General features: G+C 63.0%; 11 protein-coding genes and 1 pseudogene. 6 read left to right on the plus strand and 6 right to left on the minus strand.

Annotated elements, in window-relative coordinates:
- Positions 1-78: 78 nt before the first annotated feature.
- From OKC30_RS04585 to recN, 5 genes and pseudogenes are all read right to left on the minus strand, one after another.
- Positions 79-424 (minus strand): annotated as a pseudogene (locus tag OKC30_RS04585) (efflux transporter outer membrane subunit); the annotation flags it as partial.
- A complete protein-coding gene (locus tag OKC30_RS04590) occupies positions 421-2,439 on the minus strand; it encodes a MacB family efflux pump subunit (RefSeq protein ID WP_270666124.1) in 2,019 nt (672 codons plus the stop codon). The gene OKC30_RS04590 and the pseudogene OKC30_RS04585, both read right to left, overlap by 4 nt.
- Complete coding sequence (locus OKC30_RS04595) at positions 2,436-3,599, minus strand: efflux RND transporter periplasmic adaptor subunit (protein WP_216986813.1); 1,164 nt, start codon at positions 3,597-3,599, stop codon at positions 2,436-2,438. The genes OKC30_RS04590 and OKC30_RS04595 overlap by 4 nt, the downstream gene beginning before the upstream one ends.
- Before the next feature lie 194 nt (positions 3,600-3,793).
- Entirely contained in the window at positions 3,794-4,234 is a 441-nt protein-coding gene (locus OKC30_RS04600) for a universal stress protein (RefSeq protein WP_049636816.1), read from the minus strand.
- A gap of 471 nt (positions 4,235-4,705) precedes the next feature.
- Positions 4,706-6,370: a DNA repair protein RecN gene (gene recN / locus OKC30_RS04605; protein ID WP_069785328.1), complete on the minus strand. Its 1,665-nt coding sequence runs from the start codon at positions 6,368-6,370 to the stop codon at positions 4,706-4,708.
- Between the two features lie 305 nt (positions 6,371-6,675).
- Here recN and OKC30_RS04610 point away from each other — a divergent pair, with 305 nt between their 5' ends.
- A complete protein-coding gene (locus OKC30_RS04610) occupies positions 6,676-7,833 on the plus strand; it encodes a GGDEF domain-containing protein (protein ID WP_160837213.1) in 1,158 nt (385 codons plus the stop codon).
- A 24-nt stretch (positions 7,834-7,857) separates the two neighbouring features.
- Here the strand turns inward: OKC30_RS04610 and nadK are convergent, their stop codons facing one another.
- Entirely contained in the window at positions 7,858-8,742 is an 885-nt protein-coding gene (gene nadK / locus OKC30_RS04615; protein ID WP_010673644.1) for an NAD(+) kinase, read from the minus strand.
- A 263-nt stretch (positions 8,743-9,005) separates the two neighbouring features.
- On the opposite strand from nadK, the gene grpE reads away from it, so the two are divergent.
- The 5 genes from grpE to OKC30_RS04640 all read left to right on the plus strand — a co-directional run bounded on the left by grpE (position 9,006) and on the right by OKC30_RS04640 (position 16,013).
- Entirely contained in the window at positions 9,006-9,581 is a 576-nt protein-coding gene (gene grpE / locus OKC30_RS04620; protein WP_029314044.1) for a nucleotide exchange factor GrpE, read from the plus strand.
- Positions 9,582-9,864: 283 nt separating this feature from the next.
- On the plus strand, positions 9,865-11,793 hold the full coding sequence (gene dnaK / locus OKC30_RS04625; RefSeq protein WP_010673646.1) for a molecular chaperone DnaK: 1,929 nt from the start codon (positions 9,865-9,867) through the stop codon (positions 11,791-11,793).
- Positions 11,794-12,047: 254 nt separating this feature from the next.
- Positions 12,048-13,184 (plus strand): molecular chaperone DnaJ, encoded by a 1,137-nt coding sequence (gene dnaJ, locus OKC30_RS04630; RefSeq protein WP_045524008.1) that lies wholly within the window; start codon positions 12,048-12,050, stop codon positions 13,182-13,184.
- Positions 13,185-13,451: 267 nt separating this feature from the next.
- Complete coding sequence (locus OKC30_RS04635) at positions 13,452-14,942, plus strand: carbohydrate porin (protein WP_080944225.1); 1,491 nt, start codon at positions 13,452-13,454, stop codon at positions 14,940-14,942.
- 111 nt (positions 14,943-15,053) lie between these two features.
- Positions 15,054-16,013: an aminoimidazole riboside kinase gene (locus OKC30_RS04640; protein ID WP_109112198.1), complete on the plus strand. Its 960-nt coding sequence runs from the start codon at positions 15,054-15,056 to the stop codon at positions 16,011-16,013.
- The last annotated feature ends 17 nt before the right edge of the window (positions 16,014-16,030 follow it).

Genomic DNA, 16,030 nt, shown 5'->3' on the forward strand with positions numbered 1-16,030 from the left:
CTGCGCGAGCAGCTATCACCCAGTAATGGGAATCCCCCTCCTGTGACGCGAAGCGCTAAGGTGGGGGAGGATGTCAACTTTCATGTTCTTGGTGCCGCTGGCCCCGAGATTGGCGCTGACCGAGGGGGTGAGGTTGGTGTCAGCCAGATCGGCGCCGAGCAGGGCATTCTTGAGCTTGAGCCCGGCCACCCGCATGTCCGGGTTGGCGGCCAGCACCGCCTCGACCAGGCGATCGAGCGCAGGATCCTGGAATCCCCTTCCACCAGGGGCCTGCCTGCTGCACGGTGAGACCCCGGCTCTCCTGCTGCCATGCTGGCGCCACGTCGAGATCGGGTCTGTGATAGGTGCTCTGCTGGCTGCAGGCACCGAGGCTGGCGGTGAGCATCAGGCTTAGCCCGAGCCTTGATAGGTTGTGCATCGTCATTCCCTCGCCAGTGCCTCCACCGGATCGAGCCTGGCCGCATTGCGGGCGGGCAGGTAACCAAACAGGATCCCGATGAGGGAGGAGCACCCGAAGGCCATCAGGATGGAGAAAAGCGAGAAGCGCATCTGGAAGCTTTCCACGAGCAGGGAGAAGAGAGCGCCGATGAGCAGGGCGAGGCCGATACCGAGCAGCCCCCCCAGCAGGCTGACCATCACCGCCTCGATGAGGAACTGTTGCAATATGTCGGATTGGCGGGCGCCGACGGCGATGCGGATCCCTATCTCCCGGGTACGCTCCACCACCGAGACCAGCATGATGTTCATCACTCCGACGCAGCCGACGATGAGGGAGATCACCGCGATGGCGGAGACCAGCAGTGTCAGGGTGGCGGTGGTCTTCTCCACCGATTTGACGATGCTGTCGCTGCTGAAGGTGAAGAAGTCCTTCACGCCGTGGCGCTGGATCAGCAGGGCGACTGCCGCCTGCTCGGCCAGGGCGGGCTGGACGCCGTCCTTGACCCTGATGGTGATCTGGGTGAAGTGCTGCTGGGAGAGGAGACGGCTCATGACGGCGCTGTAGGGGAGCCAGACATTGACCGACTGGCTGCTGCGGCCAAAGCCGGTCTCCTGGGTGACCACCCCCACGATGCGCACCGGCAGGGTGCCGACCAGCACCACCTGGCCGACCGGGTCCACCTTGCCGAGCAGGCTCTCTATGGTCTTGCCATCCACCACGGCGACTGCCGTCCGGTTGCGAATGTCCCGCTCATCGAGCAGGCGCCCCTGGGTGAGCGTCATCCCCTTGACCCGGAAAAAGTCGTTGCCGACCCCGATCACGCTGCCGCTGCTGGTTTTGTTGCGATAGCGAAGCTGGCCGGATGTCGCTATCTGGGGGCTGGCCCCCTCCAGATAGGGCTGGCCGAGCAGCGCGTCGAGATCCCGCTCGTTCAGGGTCTGGATGCTGGCGGCCTTCTCGTCTCCCCAGTCCTTGCCGGGGAAGATGTCGATGGTGTTGGTGCCCATGGCGTTGATGTCGTCGATCACCTTGGCGCGCGCCCCCTGACCGAGCGCCACCACGCTGACCACGGCGGCGATGCCGATGATGATGCCGAGCATGGTGAGGAAGGTGCGCATGCGATGGGCCAGCATGGCGTGCAGGGCCATGCGCCCCGCCTCCCGGTAGCGATCCCAGCCCCGGCTTGCGGTGTGGACGGCGGCGCCTGTGCCCTGTGCATCTTGCCCGACAGAGGGAGCGGCCAGCTGGCTGCCGTCACCTGGCTGCGGGTGGGTCGGCGTCCCGGATGGGGAGGCTGCGTTGTCATCGGTCGCCCGATGGCTGCTGTCCTCCACTACCCGCCCGTCACGCAGGGTGATGATGCGATCCGCATGGCTTGCCACCGCCATGTCGTGGGTCACCAGAATGATGGTGTGGCCCTGGGCGTGCAGCTCCTTGAGGATGGTCATCACCTCCTTGCCGCTTTGGCTGTCGAGAGCGCCGGTGGGTTCGTCCGCCAGGATCACCTCGCCGCCGTTGGCGAGCGCCCGGGCAATACTGACCCGCTGCTGCTGACCGCCGGAGAGCTGGCCGGGTCTGTGGTGGCTGCGATCCTGCAGTCCCAGGCGGGTCAGCAAGGTGCGGGCTCGGGCCTGGCGATCAAGGCGGGCAGTGCCGGCATAGATGGCGGGGATCTCCACGTTGGCGGCCGCATCCAGATGGGGTAGCAGGTGATAGCGCTGGAAGATGAAGCCGAAGTGGTGGCAGCGCAGCCGTGCCAGGGAGAGGGCATCCAGGGTCGCGGTGTCCTGGCCGCGAAACAGATACTGGCCCCCGCTCGGGCGATCGAGGCAGCCCAGCAGGTTCATCAGGGTCGATTTGCCGGAGCCGGAGGCGCCGACGATGGCCACCATCTCCCCGGCATCGATGGCGAGATCCAGCGGGTGCAGCACGGTCACTTCGTGCTCTCCGCTCTGGTAGCGCCGCTCGATGCCCTTGAGACGGATCAGGGGCTCGCTCACGGCTCCATCTCCCCTTCATCGTGCAGGGCCGGCTTGCCTTGCTCCAGGATCACCTTCTCATGCTCGGTCAGGCCGCTCACCACCTCAATCTTGATGTCATCCTTCATGCCGGTCTTGATGCGGCGGGTCTCTCTCTGATCCCCCTCCTTGAGCAGGCTGACCTCGTACTCGTTGTCGCCAGTCTTCTTGCCGAGGGCGGTCTGGGGAATGGCCAGTACCTGCTTGCGCTCGCCGAGCACGATGGTGACCTGGGTCGTCATGGCGACCCTCAACTGATGGCCGGGGTTGGGCACATCGAACAGGGCATAGTAGTAGATGGCCGCATTGCTGGTGGCCGTGGTGCTGGCCGTCTGCTCATTGATGTTGGTGGGTGCCAGCTCGACCGTGCGAAGGGTACCGTGGTAGCGAGTATCCGGATCCCCTATCAGGGTGAAATAGACCGGCATGCCCGCCTTGACACGGGTGACGTCCGCTTCGGAGATCTGGGCCTTGACCGTCATGGTGTCGAGATTGGCGAGCTTGAGCAGGGTCGGTACCGTCTGGCTGGCGGCCAGGGTCTGCCCCTGCCGGGTGACGATGGAGACGACGGTACCATCCATGGGGGCCTGAATGCGGTTGTAGCCGAGCTCTGTCTTGGCGCGCTCCACCTTGATGATGGCGTTGTCGATGTCGGCCTGGGCGCTTTGCAGCTCGGCCCGGGTGACGGCAAGCTGGGCTTCGGCGCTCTCCAGATCCGCACGAGAGCTCGCTTCCTGCCGAAACATCTGCTGCTGGCGGCGCCAGGCAAGCTCGTTCTGTTTGAGCTGTGCCTGCTTGATCTTGAGCTGGGCGCGGCGGCTGGCCAGCTCAGCTTCGGCGGTCTTGAGGTTGTTCTGGGCGATCAGGGGATCGATCTCCGCCAGCAGCTCTCCTTGTTTGACCTGTTGACCCGCTTCCACCGCGAGATAGGTGACCTGACCCGAGACCTGGGCCCCCACATCCACCTGCTCGATTGCCTGCAGTACGCCACTGGCGAGCACCGTCTGCTCCACATCCTGGCGGGTTACCGTTGCGGTCAGTACCGGGTCCGGTGTGTTGCCTGGCCAGGCCAGCCAGGTGACGAGAGGGATCAGCACAAGGGCGAGCAGGGCGAGCTTGCCGGGTTTTCGAAGAGCTTTCATTTATCACCTGAACGAAACGAGCGAAGGCGTGCAAGGGCCATATCGTGCAGCAAATGGCCCTCAAAAAGAAGCGAGCAATGTGTAAGAAATCGTGTGGTTCTGGCGGTGACGCAGTGGAGGAGGTCAAGCTGGGGGAGGATGACGGCGGGGCGTCAGAAACAAGAAGACCCGCTCAGGGAGCGGGTCTTGTGGTGTCAACCGACGGCTTTGAGCAAGGCGGCGTGAGGCTCGTGGCAGATCTGGATATCGAGGGGCAGTTTGTAGAGGAGCAGGCGGGCCAGCGAGCCCTCCATCCAGTGATGACGGCTGCCGACCAGCAAGAGATCGGCGGGGTGGGCGGTCAGCCAGCGCTGGAGATCCGGCACCACGTCATCCACCACCAGGCACTGGTAATCCACCGGATGAGACAGCTGGGTGATGAGTTCACTGATGATCGCCTTGGCATCCAGGGTGCCCTGGGCGCTGCGCTCCTCTTGTGACAGGGACAGACTATTGCGACGGGTCTTGCTGCTGTGGGTCAGGTGCAACAAGGTCAGGTTGGCGCCCAGCCCTTGTGCCAGACGGCTCGCCTTGGCCAGTGTCTCCTGCTCGTAATCCTTGCCTTCCAGCAACAGCACAATATTGGTCGGGCTCATAAGCAGTTCTCCTTGGCAGGTGCGGGTCAGACGGCGGAAGCGCGCTCCCATCCTCCCTTCCCGCGAAATGTCAGCTCAAACGAACCCGGTGTGTTTGCCTCAAGCGTCACCTTCTGTCGATGGCAACTGAAGGTACCGAGTCCGTTTACATCATCATAACAGACTGAGTTGAATGGAAAATGAAGGAGTGGGTCCGTTCGAAATGTGAATGAGTGCAACGAAGATGAGTGGTGTCCTGACCATGGCGATGGAAGCCCGACTGGGTGATGACCAGTCTGACAGACTCAGACTGAGCATCAAGACACGTGCCGCGGATTAGCCAGGGCAGCCCCTCGTTCTTTCTTGCGGCTCACGGCATCGGTCAACCAGGCCGGCGCCGTCGGCAAGAGGCTTCAACTGGCCACCGCGATGATGACTCGGTCAATCTGAAAGGGCCGACATGGACGGGAGGATGTCCCGCCCGCCCCGTGGTCAGCTTGCGAGCAACTCACGGGCATTGGCCAGGGTGTTGTCGGTGATCTGATCGCCCCCCAACAGGCGGGCCAGTTCGTTGAGCCGGGCGCCCGGGGTGAGTGCCTGCATCTGGGTTTCCGTTGTCTTGCCGTCGGTGTGTTTGCTCACCACCATGTGCTGGTGACCCTTGCCTGCCACCTGGGGCAGGTGGGTGACCACCATCACCTGGGTGGATTCGCCGAGCTGGCGCAACAGGCGGCCCACCACGGCGGCGGTCGGGCCGCTGATCCCCACATCCACTTCGTCGAAGATAAGGGTCGGGGTGGAGATCTTGCGTGCACTGATCACCACGATGGCGAGGCTGATACGCGACAGCTCGCCGCCGGAAGCCACCTTGCCAAGGGGTTGGATGGGCTGGCCCGGGTTGGTGGTGACCATGAACTCCACCCGATCGATGCCAAGGGGCGAGAGGCTGCTCTGGGCATCGGGTCGAACCTCGATGGCGAAGCGGCCATCTGGCATCGCCAGTTCGTGCATGCTGGCGCTTACCTTCGCGCCAAGCTCCTCGGCATAGCGCTGGCGACTCTGGCTCAGGGCCTCGGCGGCCTGCACGAAGGCCTGGCGGGCCGAGGCCAGCTCGTCTTCCATCCCCTCGAGTCGCTCTTCGTCGGAGTTGAGGCGGGCCAGATCGGCGGCCAGCTCCTGATGGTAGTGGGCCAGCTCCGCCGGTTTGACATGGTGCTTGCGTGCCAGGTTGATGGCCTTGGAGAGGCGGCTCTCCAGCTCGTTGAAGCGCTCTGGATCCAGTTCCAGCCGGTCGAGATAGCTGCGCAGCTCGCTGTGGCTCTCCTGTACGCCGATCAGGGCTTCGTTGAGCATGCCGAGCACGTTGCCAAGCCGGCTGTCCATGCCGACCAGGGTCTCGGCCCTGTCCACGGCCGTCTGCAGCAGACCGGCGATGGTGGTCTCTTCATTGTCATAGAGCAGATCGAGGCAATACCCGCACTCCTGCATCAGATCGGTGCCATTGGCGAGCCGCTGATGCTCCTCTTCAATCTCTTCAAACTCTCCCGGCTGAAGGGCAAATTCGTCCAGCTCCTGCACCTGGTATTCGATGAGTTGACGGCGGGCTTCCCGCTGCTGCTGCTCGGCCTTGAGCCGGTTGAGCTCGTTTTGCAACTGGCGCCACTGCTGGTAGTGGCGGCGCACATCGTCGAGGAGCAGATGATGACCGGCGTAGCCGTCCAGCAGGGCGAGCTGGTAATCGGGTTTGAGCAGCATCTGGTGAGCGTGCTGACCGTGGACGTTGACCAGCAGTTGACCCAGGTTCCTGAGCTGGGCGAGGGGGACGGGAACCCCGTTGATATAGCTGCGAGAGCGCCCCTCGGCGGACAGTACCCGCCGGACGATGCACTCACCGTCATTTTCAAGCTCGTTGGTGGCGAGCCAGGCCCGGGCGGCAGGATTACCCTCCAGCAGGAAGCGGGCACTCACCTCGGTCTTGTCGCTGCCCGGGCGCACCATGCTGGCTTCGGCGCGCTCCCCCAGGCAGAGCCCCAGAGCATCGATGGCGATGGATTTGCCCGCGCCGGTCTCCCCGGTGATGCAGGTCATCCCCGGTTGCAGATCGAGCTCGAGAAACTTGACGATGGCGAAGTTGTTGACGGTCAGCTGGGTCAGCATGGTCTCATCCTGTATGGGCCAACATTACTGTGTATGTATCCAGTATATACTGGTCTTATATACAGTAAAGTGGGCAGGGAGGATTTTTGCGAAACAGGGGGAGGGCAAGGATGTCAAGGCCGCGGCATGGGTGTGAGGCCGATCAGATGGCCTGCAAATCAACCTGCGTACCTGGCATGGGCTGAGGCGATGCGAGAAGCCACCTTGAGGGGCTCTCTTGTGGTGAGTGGCTGGCTGAGACACACTCGAAACAGTCCTGGTTGAGCCTGGGCTGTGTACAGACCTCTTCGCAAGGATGCGTCAAGATGATCCATACCCCAACCCTGCTGCTGATCTCCCTGGCAATCAACCTGATGTCGGGGCTGATCATGTTGTTCATCCACTCCTTGAAGCCAGGTCGAGGCAACTTTCTGTACTGGTCCCTCTCCGCTTTTCTCTTCTCCCTCTCCATCCTGCTGCTCAGTCTGGGGGTGTTGGGCGGCCATCCGGCGCTGGGCATCCGGGTCGGCGGCCTGGTCTCGCTCATGAGTATCCTGCTGTTGCTCGCCGGTTTTTGTGCGCTTTACGAGCGCGCATGGCATCCCCGTGCCGTGGGGGGAGGCGTGGCGGTGTTGCTGCTGCTCTATCTGGGACTGTCCAGCCTCGCCCCCGTGCGCATTGTGTTGGCTCTGATGGAGTCGATGTTGTACCTGTGGTGCGCCTGCCTCATCGTCTCTCTCGGCCGGCAACAGAAGCGGGTGCTCCATGCGGTGGCGCTCATTTACCTGCTGCATTTCACCATCCTGCTGAGCCAGGGGGGGCTGCTCTTGCTGGGAGTCGAAGAGCGGATGGGGGACGGAGGTTGGCTCGATCTCATCTTCTTCATGCACATGGTGCTGACCATCGGCTCGGTGTTGTTGCTGCCTCTGGTGGCCTATGTGGAGACGGAGGAGGCATTGCTGGCGCTCTCGGAGCGGGATCCCCTCACCGAGGTGCTCAATCGGCGCGGCCTCTTCAGGCACGGAGAGGGTACTACGCCTGGCCAGACGCGCTGCATGGTGGTCCTGGACATCGATCACTTCAAGCGGGTCAACGACCAGTTTGGTCACGGCTGCGGGGATGAAGTCATTCGCTATGTGGCCGGGGTGCTGGTGGCCGAGGTACGCAAGGATGATCTGGTGGGGCGCATTGGTGGCGAGGAGTTTGCCATCATCATGGGGGGCGTGAGCGGCCAGATGGCCCGCGACATCTGTGACCGGATCCGGCGCCAGATAGAGACGGGCTCCCGGCAGGGGGCCTGCCTGCCGTGCGAGGGGGTCACGGTGAGCATGGGGGTCGTGTGCGCCAGTGCCGAGGCTGACCTGGCTCTGATGCTGACCAAAGCCGATGCTGCCATGTACCGGGTGAAGGAAGCGGGGCGAAACGGGGTGCATCTGGCATTCGAGCCGGCACCGCCTCGGCTGGTCGAAAGCAGCGAGGGGTAGACCCTCGCCACAGGTGTTGCCTGGCTAGAAGAGCTTGCTGCCCCAACCGAGCTTGTTGCGCAGCACGTGGAAGTAGCTGTAATCCAGCGGATGCACCAGATGAAGCTTGTGGCTGCTCTTTTTGATGAGGATTTCGTCCCCCGGGTGGACCGCCAGGGTGACCTGGCCGTCGCAGCTCACTTGCATGGCGTCGTCCTGGTTGTCTGGCGAGACCAGCAGCCTCACTTCGCTGTCCGCATCCAGCACGATGGGGCGGCTGCTCAGGGTGTGCGGGAACATGGGCACCAGCGTGATGGCGTTGAGTTTGGGGGTGAGAATGGCGCCCCCTGCCGACAGGGAGTAGGCGGTGGAGCCGGTGGGTGTCGCCACGATGATGCCGTCCGAGCGCTGGCTGTACATGAAGCTGCCATCGATATAGACCTCGAACTCGATCATGTGGGCAATCTTGCCCGGGTGCAGCACCGCCTCGTTGACCGCGAGGTTGCTCGACTTGCGCTCCCCGTGGCGATAGACGGCGGCCTCCAGCAGGAAGCGATGCTCGCTCTTGAAGTGACCCGAGAGCACCTGCTCCAGGGGCAGCAGGTAGTCTTGGGGCGAGAGATCGGTCAGGAAGCCGAGGTTGCCGCGGTTCACCCCGATCACCGCCACATCGAACCGTGACAGCACCCGGGCGGCCCCCAGCATGTTGCCGTCACCGCCGACGACGATGGCGAGATCCGCCTGCTCGCCGAGCTGCACCAGATCCATCACGTTCTCCCCGAGCAGCCCCAGGGTATGGGCCACCCGGCTCTCCAGCAGCACGCGAAAGCCGCGGCTGGTCAGGTACTGATACAGGCCGGTCAGGGTCTGGTTGGCCCCCTCGTGATGGGGCTTGCCGATGAGGGCAACGGTTTTGAACGGAGAATCCATAGGTTATCGGGTCTGGGAGAGTCTTGGGGGGAGTATACCGCGCTTTGCCGGGGATTTGTCTGCCTCCGTGGCGGTTGGTGCAATCGGCCCCGAAAAGGGGCTGCCTGGCACGCGGATGGGCGCCATTGTGCCCGATCTGCCCTTTTCCCCTTGAAAGCCGGGGCTGTGTCCCCATAATAGCGCCAACACAGGGTCTGCTGGCGCGTGTCGCTTGTCTGAACGCCAGCCACCCTCACACGCAACCCCTGAATATTGGAGATGTCATGAGCCACGAAGAACAAAAGGTTGAAGCGATGGAGCAAGTGGAAGCCCAGCCAGTCGAACCGACCGATGTAGACAGTGAAGTGACAGCCGAGCAGGCCCGCATCGCCGAGCTGGAGGCCCAGCTGGAGGCGGCCCAGCAGGCTTCCCTGGAAGAGCGGGAGCGCGCCATTCGCGCCGTCGCCGAGATGGAGAACCTGCGTCGCCGTGCCGCTCAGGACGTGGAGAAAGCCCACAAGTTTGCACTGGAGAAGTTCGCCGCAGAGCTCTTGCCGGTGCTGGACAACCTGGAGCGCGCGATCGAGCTGGCGGACAAGGAGAACGACACCCTCAAGCCGATGATTGAAGGGGTCGAGCTGACCCTGAAATCCATGCAGAGCGGCGTGGCCAAGTTTGGCCTGGTGGCGCTGGACCCGACCAACCAGCCGTTCGACCCCAATGCCCACCAGGCCATGAGCATGGTGCCCAGTGCCGACGTGGCGCCGAACACCGTGATCGCCGTGATGCAGAAGGGCTACGAGCTCAACGGCCGCGTCATCCGCCCGGCCATGGTGATGGTCTCCAAGTCCGCTGACTGATCACGCTGTTCTCACCAAGCCCGCCGCTTGGCGGGCTTTTTGTTGGATGTGGCGCCAGAAAACGTGTCTGGTGTTATTTGGCTGTCAGGTGGCCTGTATGCAGGTTTTTTCAGGGCCGGACTTGAAGCGCCGACTTGAGACCCCATATAGGTTGCAAGGCCACGGCGGCACAAAAAATTTGATGCCGGGAGCTTGAAAGCCACAGTGGCAGGCCCCACCTAGCCGTTAACGTATCAAGGCGAGCCCCTCGCCAGTTTATTCAAAGTATTTGGAGATTCGTCAAATGGGTAAAATCATCGGTATTGACCTGGGTACTACCAACTCCTGCGTCGCTATTCTGGATGGCGACCATGCTCGCGTGATCGAGAACGCGGAAGGCGACCGTACTACTCCGTCCATCATTGCCTATGCCGATGACGGCGAAATCCTGGTTGGTCAGCCGGCCAAGCGCCAAGCCATCACCAACCCGAAGAACACGCTGTTCGCCATCAAGCGTCTGATCGGCCGTCGTTTCGAAGATGACGAAGTACAACGTGACCTGAAAATCATGCCGTACGCCATCGCCAAGGCCGACAACGGTGACGCCTGGGTTGAAGTGAAAGGCAAGAAGATGGCACCGCCGCAGATCTCTGCCGAAGTGCTGAAAAAGATGAAGAAGACCGCCGAGGACTACCTGGGCGAGCCGGTGACCGAAGCCGTCATCACCGTACCGGCCTACTTCAACGACGCCCAGCGTCAGGCCACCAAGGATGCCGGTCGCATCGCCGGTCTGGATGTAAAACGCATCATCAACGAACCGACTGCTGCGGCTTTCGCCTACGGCGTCAACAAGGTCAAGGGCGAGCGCAAGGTTGCCGTGTATGACTTAGGGGGCGGTACCTTCGATATCTCCATCATCGAGATCGACGAAGTCGAAGGCGAGACCACCTTCGAAGTGCTGGCAACCAACGGTAATACCCACCTGGGTGGTGAAGACTTCGACAACCGCGTCATCAACTACCTGGTTGACGAGTTCAAGCGCGAGCAGGGCATTGACCTGCGCAACGACCAGCTGGCTCTGCAGCGTCTGAAAGACGCCGCCGAAAAAGCCAAGATCGAGCTCTCTTCTGCCCAGCAGACCGACGTCAACCTGCCGTACATCACAGCAGATGCCACCGGTCCGAAGCACATGAACATCAAGGTGACCCGCGCCAAGCTGGAATCCCTGGTGGAAGACATGGTGAAAGACTCCCTGGAGCCGGTTCGTGTCGCCCTGAAAGACTCCGGTCTGGCGGTTGGCGAGATCGACGACGTCATCCTGGTGGGCGGTCAGACCCGTATGCCGCTGGTTCAGAAGACTGTGGCCGACTTCTTCGGCAAAGAGCCGCGCAAAGACGTCAACCCGGACGAAGCCGTGGCCATGGGTGCTGCCATCCAGGGTGCCGTACTGTCCGGTGACAAGACCGACGTACTGCTGCTGGACGTGACTCCGCTCTCCCTGGGGATCGAAACCATGGGCAGCGTGATGACCGCGCTCATCGAGAAGAACACCACCATTCCGACCAAGAAGTCCCAGGTGTTCTCCACCGCCGAAGACAACCAGTCTGCCGTGACCATTCACGTGCTGCAGGGTGAGCGCAAGCGCGCCAGCGACAACAAGTCCCTGGGCCAGTTCAACCTGGAAGGCATCCGCCCGGCACCGCGCGGTCTGCCGCAGATCGAAGTGACCTTCGACATCGATGCCAACGGCATCCTGCACGTCTCCGCGAAAGACAAGGAGACCAACAAGGAGCAGAAGATCACCATCCAGGCCTCTTCCGGTCTGTCTGATGACGAGATCGAACGCATGGTACGCGAAGCCGAAGCCAACGCGGCCGAGGACAAGAAGTTCGAAGAGCTGGTGCAGGCCCGCAACCAGGCTGACGGTCTGGTCCACTCCGTGCGCAAGCAGGTCACCGAAGCCGGTGAAGCTCTGCCTGCCGACGAGAAGACCAAGATCGAGACTGCCCTGAGCGAGCTGGAATCCGCCATCAAGGGTGACGACAAGGCTGCCATCGAAGCCAAGCAGCAAGCGCTGCTGGAAGCGTCCCAGAAGCTGATGGAGATTGCCCAGCAGCAGGCTCAGGCGCAAGGCGCCGCCGGTGCTGACGCCGGTCAGTCCTCCTCTTCCGCCAAGGCTGACGACGACGTGGTCGACGCCGAGTTCGAAGAAGTGAAAGACGACAAGAAATAAGCCCGACCCGGATGGGCGAAGTCCGCTTCGCCCATCGGCTCAGAATCTGTTCACGGTCTGTCGCGAGAGGCCGTCAGCAAGGTAAAGAGCAGCGCAGGAACCGGAGCGTATATATATACGTGAGGATTCCGAGCAGCACATGAGCCTTGATCACGGCTTCGTAGTAAGAGTGTGAGCAGATTCGTCAATGAATTTACGGGCGTTGGGTAACCAACGCCCGTCTGCGTAACTGCTGATATAGCAACAGGATGAGTATGTCGAAGCGCGATTTCTACGAAGTGCTCGGGGTGTCGAAAGGTGCCGACGAGCGCGAGATCAAGAAGGCGTACAAGCGTCTGGCCATGAAGTATCACCCGGATCGCAACCAGGGTGATGCCGGGGCTGAAGAGAAGTTCAAAGAGGTCAAGGAAGCCTACGAGGTCCTGACCGACGAGAACCTGCGTGCCCGTTATGACCAGTACGGTCATGCCGGGGTGGATCCGAGCCAGGGTGGCGGCCACGGCGGCTTTGGCGGTGGTGCCGATTTCGGCGACATCTTTGGCGATGTGTTTGGCGACATCTTCGGTGGTCGCGGGGGCGGTCGTCGCGGCCCGGCCCGTGGCGCCGATCTGCGCTACAACATGGAGCTGACGCTGGAAGAGGCGGTGCGCGGGGTCTCCAAGGAGATCAAGATCCCGACCCAGGTCCACTGCGAAGTGTGCAACGGCTCCGGTGCCCATACTGGCAGCTCCGCCCAGACCTGCCCCACCTGCCACGGCTCCGGCCAGGTGCAGATGCGCCAGGGCTTCTTCGCGGTGCAGCAGCCCTGCCCCCACTGTCACGGTCGCGGCAAGATCATCAAGGATCCGTGCCGCAAGTGCCATGGGGAAGGGCGCTATCAGAAGACCAAGACCCTGTCGGTCAAGATCCCGGCCGGGGTCGATACCGGGGATCGCATCCGTCTCTCCGGCGAAGGGGAAGCGGGGGAAACCGGCGCATCGGCGGGGGATCTGTACGTACAGGTTCACGTGCGCGAGCACGAGATCTTCGTCCGTGACGGCAACGACCTCTACTGCGAAGTGCCCATCAGCTTCACCACGGCGGCGCTCGGCGGCGAGATTGAAGTGCCGACCCTAGATGGCCGGGTCAAGCTCAAGGTGACCCCGGAGACCCAGACCGGCAAGCTGTTCCGCCTGCGGGGCAAGGGCGTCAAGTCCGTGCGCTCCGGCCAGGTGGGGGATCTGATGTGCAAGGTGGTGATCGAGACTCCGGTCAAGCTGACCGAGACCCAGAAAGATCTGCTGCGCCAGCTGGACGACTCCTTCAGCGGCGCCGCTGCCAAGACTCACAAGCCGAAATCCGAAGGCTTCTTCGAAGGGGTGAAACGCTTCTTCGACGACCTGACCAAATAAACGCGACCCGCGTTACCCAAGCCGGCACGGATGTGCCGGCTTTTTTTTTTTGCCCGCCATCTGGCCTGGATCCTCCCTTATTGAGTGGATCCCGATGAGGGATCCTCCTCACAACTTCCACCAATTCCTCCTGTACAAATGTTATCCCGCTCACACTCCTGCTGAAACGGTTTAGCTGGCATATTGAGTCAGCTAAAGCGGTTTAGCTATCCTCAGCTCGTCAACAACAACAGAGCCCGGACGGGCGACAGAAGACAGGTGAGGACGATGACGATGTTCAAGAGCAAGTTGGCGCTGGCCGTGGCGCTGGGATTGGGAATGAGCAGCCCGCTGTGGGCGGCGGATGGTGGTATCGAAGCCAGGCTGGCGGCGCTGGAGGCGCGGGTGCAGGCAGCCGAGGCGCGCGCCACCGCTGCCGAAGCGCGGGCCGACGAGGCCCAGAGCAAGGCAAACGAAGCCCGCGAGACCGCCGTGGTTGCCAAGGCCCAGAGCGAGAAGGTGGACAAGCAGACCGCCGGGGCCCAGGGCTTCGAGTTCCACGGCTATGCCCGCTCGGGCCTGCTGGTGAACGGCAACGGCAATGGTGGCCGCGGCGGCCCCTACATCACCCCGGCCGGCTCGGTGGGCGGCGCCGTGGGTCGCCTTGGCAACGAGGATGACACCTACATGGAGGCCAACCTGCTGAAGACCCAGACCTTCGACGATGGCAGCTGGGCCCGCTACAAGCTGATGCTGGCGGACGGGGTGGAGACCAGCAACGACTGGACCGCCAGCGATTCCAGCCTCAATACCCGCCAGGTGTTTGCCGAAATCGGCGATCTGGCGAGCTTCAGCGGTCCTTTCCAGCACTCGGTGCTCTGGGCGGGCAAGCGCTTTGACCGGGACAACTTCGACATCCACTGGCTCGACTCGGACGTGGTCTTCCTGGCCGGTACCGGCGGCGGCGTCTACGACGTGCAGCTGGCCGACAGCTGGAAGGCGAACTTCTCCCTCTACGGGCGCGACTACGGCGACATCAGCGCGAGCGGTCTCTCCGACATCGAGAGCTACATCCTCACCATGAACAACCGCGTTGGCAACTGGCAGTGGATGCTGAACGGCCTCTCCGCCAAGGACAACGAGGCGCGCATCAACGACGGCGGCGCGGGCAGCGAAGCGGCGAACAAGGGGGCCCACACCCTGGTGGCCTACCACGCCGACAGCTTCTTTGGCATCAACCCCGGTTTCTCCAAGGCGGCGGTGCTGTATGGCCACGGTCTGGGTGCCGAGCTCAAGGGGCTGGGCTCCGACAGCGAGCTGCTGCCGGATGCCGATGCGGTGCGGGTCGCCGTGTTTGGCGCCACCGATCTTGCGCCCCGCTGGCGTGTGGCCCCGGCCCTGCTGGCCGAGCACAGCCAGGATCGTTACGTGAAGGGGGACGAGTACCGCTGGGTGACCCTCAATGGCCGCCTGGCCCAGGTGCTGAGCCAGAACGTCGAGCTGGTCTACGAGGCGACCTGGCAGTACATGGACCTCGATCCCAAGGGCTACAAGGGTCGCCAGGCGGTGAGCGGCGATTTCACCAAGCTCACCTTCGCGCCGACCTTCAAGGCGCAGACCGCCGGCTTCTTCGAGCGGCCCGAGCTTCGGGTGTTCGCCACCTGGATGGACTGGTCCTCCGAGCTCGACAACTATGCCAGCTCCGATGCCATGGGCCAGAGCAACTTCACCGCCGGGGGCGAGTGGAACTTTGGCGTGCAGATGGAAACCTGGTTCTAGTTCGTTATTCCGATCACAAAAATGGCAGGCGGCCCCGGGATCTGTTGGTTAGCTAAAACGGTTTAGCTGATAATGCGGACCCAGAACCCGGGGCTGACCCCGGCAAATCCTGTGCAGCAGTGGAGTAGCAACAAGGTGACGAATCGTGTGTGGGTAATGGGGGATGCGGTAGTGGACTTGATCCCGGAAGGGGAGCAGTACTACCTCAAGTGTCCGGGTGGCGCACCGGCCAACGTGGCGGTGGGCGTTGCCCGGCTCGGCGGGGAATCGGCCTTCATTGGCCGGGTCGGCGCGGATCCCTTCGGCCGCTTCATGGGGGAGACCCTGGCCAGGGAGGGGGTCGACATTCGCCACCTGATCCAGGATCCGGCCCATCGCACCAGCACGGTGCTGGTGGATCTCGATGAGGCGGGGGAGCGCAGCTTCACCTTCATGGTGCGCCCGAGCGCCGATCAGTTCCTGAGCCCCGCCGATCTGCCGGTCTTCCAGGCCGGGCAGTGGCTGCTGACCTGCTCCATTGCGCTCGCCAACGAGCCGGTGCGCAGCAGTTGTCTGCAAGCCATGGCGACCATCCGTGCCGTCGGGGGGCGGGTCTGCTTCGACCCCAACCTGAGGCCAGAGGTGTGGGGCAACCCTGCCGAGATGCTGCCCGTGGTGCGCGAGGCCATGGCCCTCGCAGACGTGGTCAAGCTCTCGGTGGAGGAGCTGCAACTGCTGAGCGGTCTGGACGATCTGGCGGCGGGGCTTGCCACTCTTTCAGGCCCGGCCCTGGTGCTGGTGACCCGGGGGGCGGCCGGTGTGGTGGCCCGTCTGGGTGGCGAGTTGCTGGAGTGGGTGGGGCCCAAAGTGACGCCACTCGATACCACTGGGGCGGGGGACGCCTTCGTTGCCGGGCTGCTGGCGGCCTTGGCCGAACGGACCTCGCTGCCGACGCTGGCCGAGCTGCCCGCCATTCTGGCTCAGGCCCACGGCTGCGGGGCGCTCGCCACCACCGCCAAGGGGGCGATGACGGCACTGCCCACCCGCACCCGGCTGGATGAATTTTTGCGATCAGGCGCAGACGGCTGTTGATCTGCGGCTAGAAGCCC

It is taken from the genome of Aeromonas sp. QDB18 (assembly GCF_027705325.1).
In the GTDB taxonomy this organism is placed as follows: Bacteria; Pseudomonadota; Gammaproteobacteria; order Enterobacterales; family Aeromonadaceae; genus Aeromonas; species Aeromonas caviae.

Coding starts and splice junctions, on each gene's coding strand:
- OKC30_RS04595 (WP_216986813.1), bottom strand. CDS start 3,599: ATGAAAGCTCTTCGAAAACCCGGCAAGCTCGCCCTGCTCGCCCTTGTG.
- OKC30_RS04600 (WP_049636816.1), bottom strand. CDS start 4,234: ATGAGCCCGACCAATATTGTGCTGTTGCTGGAAGGCAAGGATTACGAG.
- recN (WP_069785328.1), bottom strand. CDS start 6,370: ATGCTGACCCAGCTGACCGTCAACAACTTCGCCATCGTCAAGTTTCTC.
- OKC30_RS04610 (WP_160837213.1), top strand. CDS start 6,676: ATGATCCATACCCCAACCCTGCTGCTGATCTCCCTGGCAATCAACCTG.
- nadK (WP_010673644.1), bottom strand. CDS start 8,742: ATGGATTCTCCGTTCAAAACCGTTGCCCTCATCGGCAAGCCCCATCAC.
- grpE (WP_029314044.1), top strand. CDS start 9,006: ATGAGCCACGAAGAACAAAAGGTTGAAGCGATGGAGCAAGTGGAAGCC.
- dnaK (WP_010673646.1), top strand. CDS start 9,865: ATGGGTAAAATCATCGGTATTGACCTGGGTACTACCAACTCCTGCGTC.
- dnaJ (WP_045524008.1), top strand. CDS start 12,048: ATGTCGAAGCGCGATTTCTACGAAGTGCTCGGGGTGTCGAAAGGTGCC.
- OKC30_RS04635 (WP_080944225.1), top strand. CDS start 13,452: ATGACGATGTTCAAGAGCAAGTTGGCGCTGGCCGTGGCGCTGGGATTG.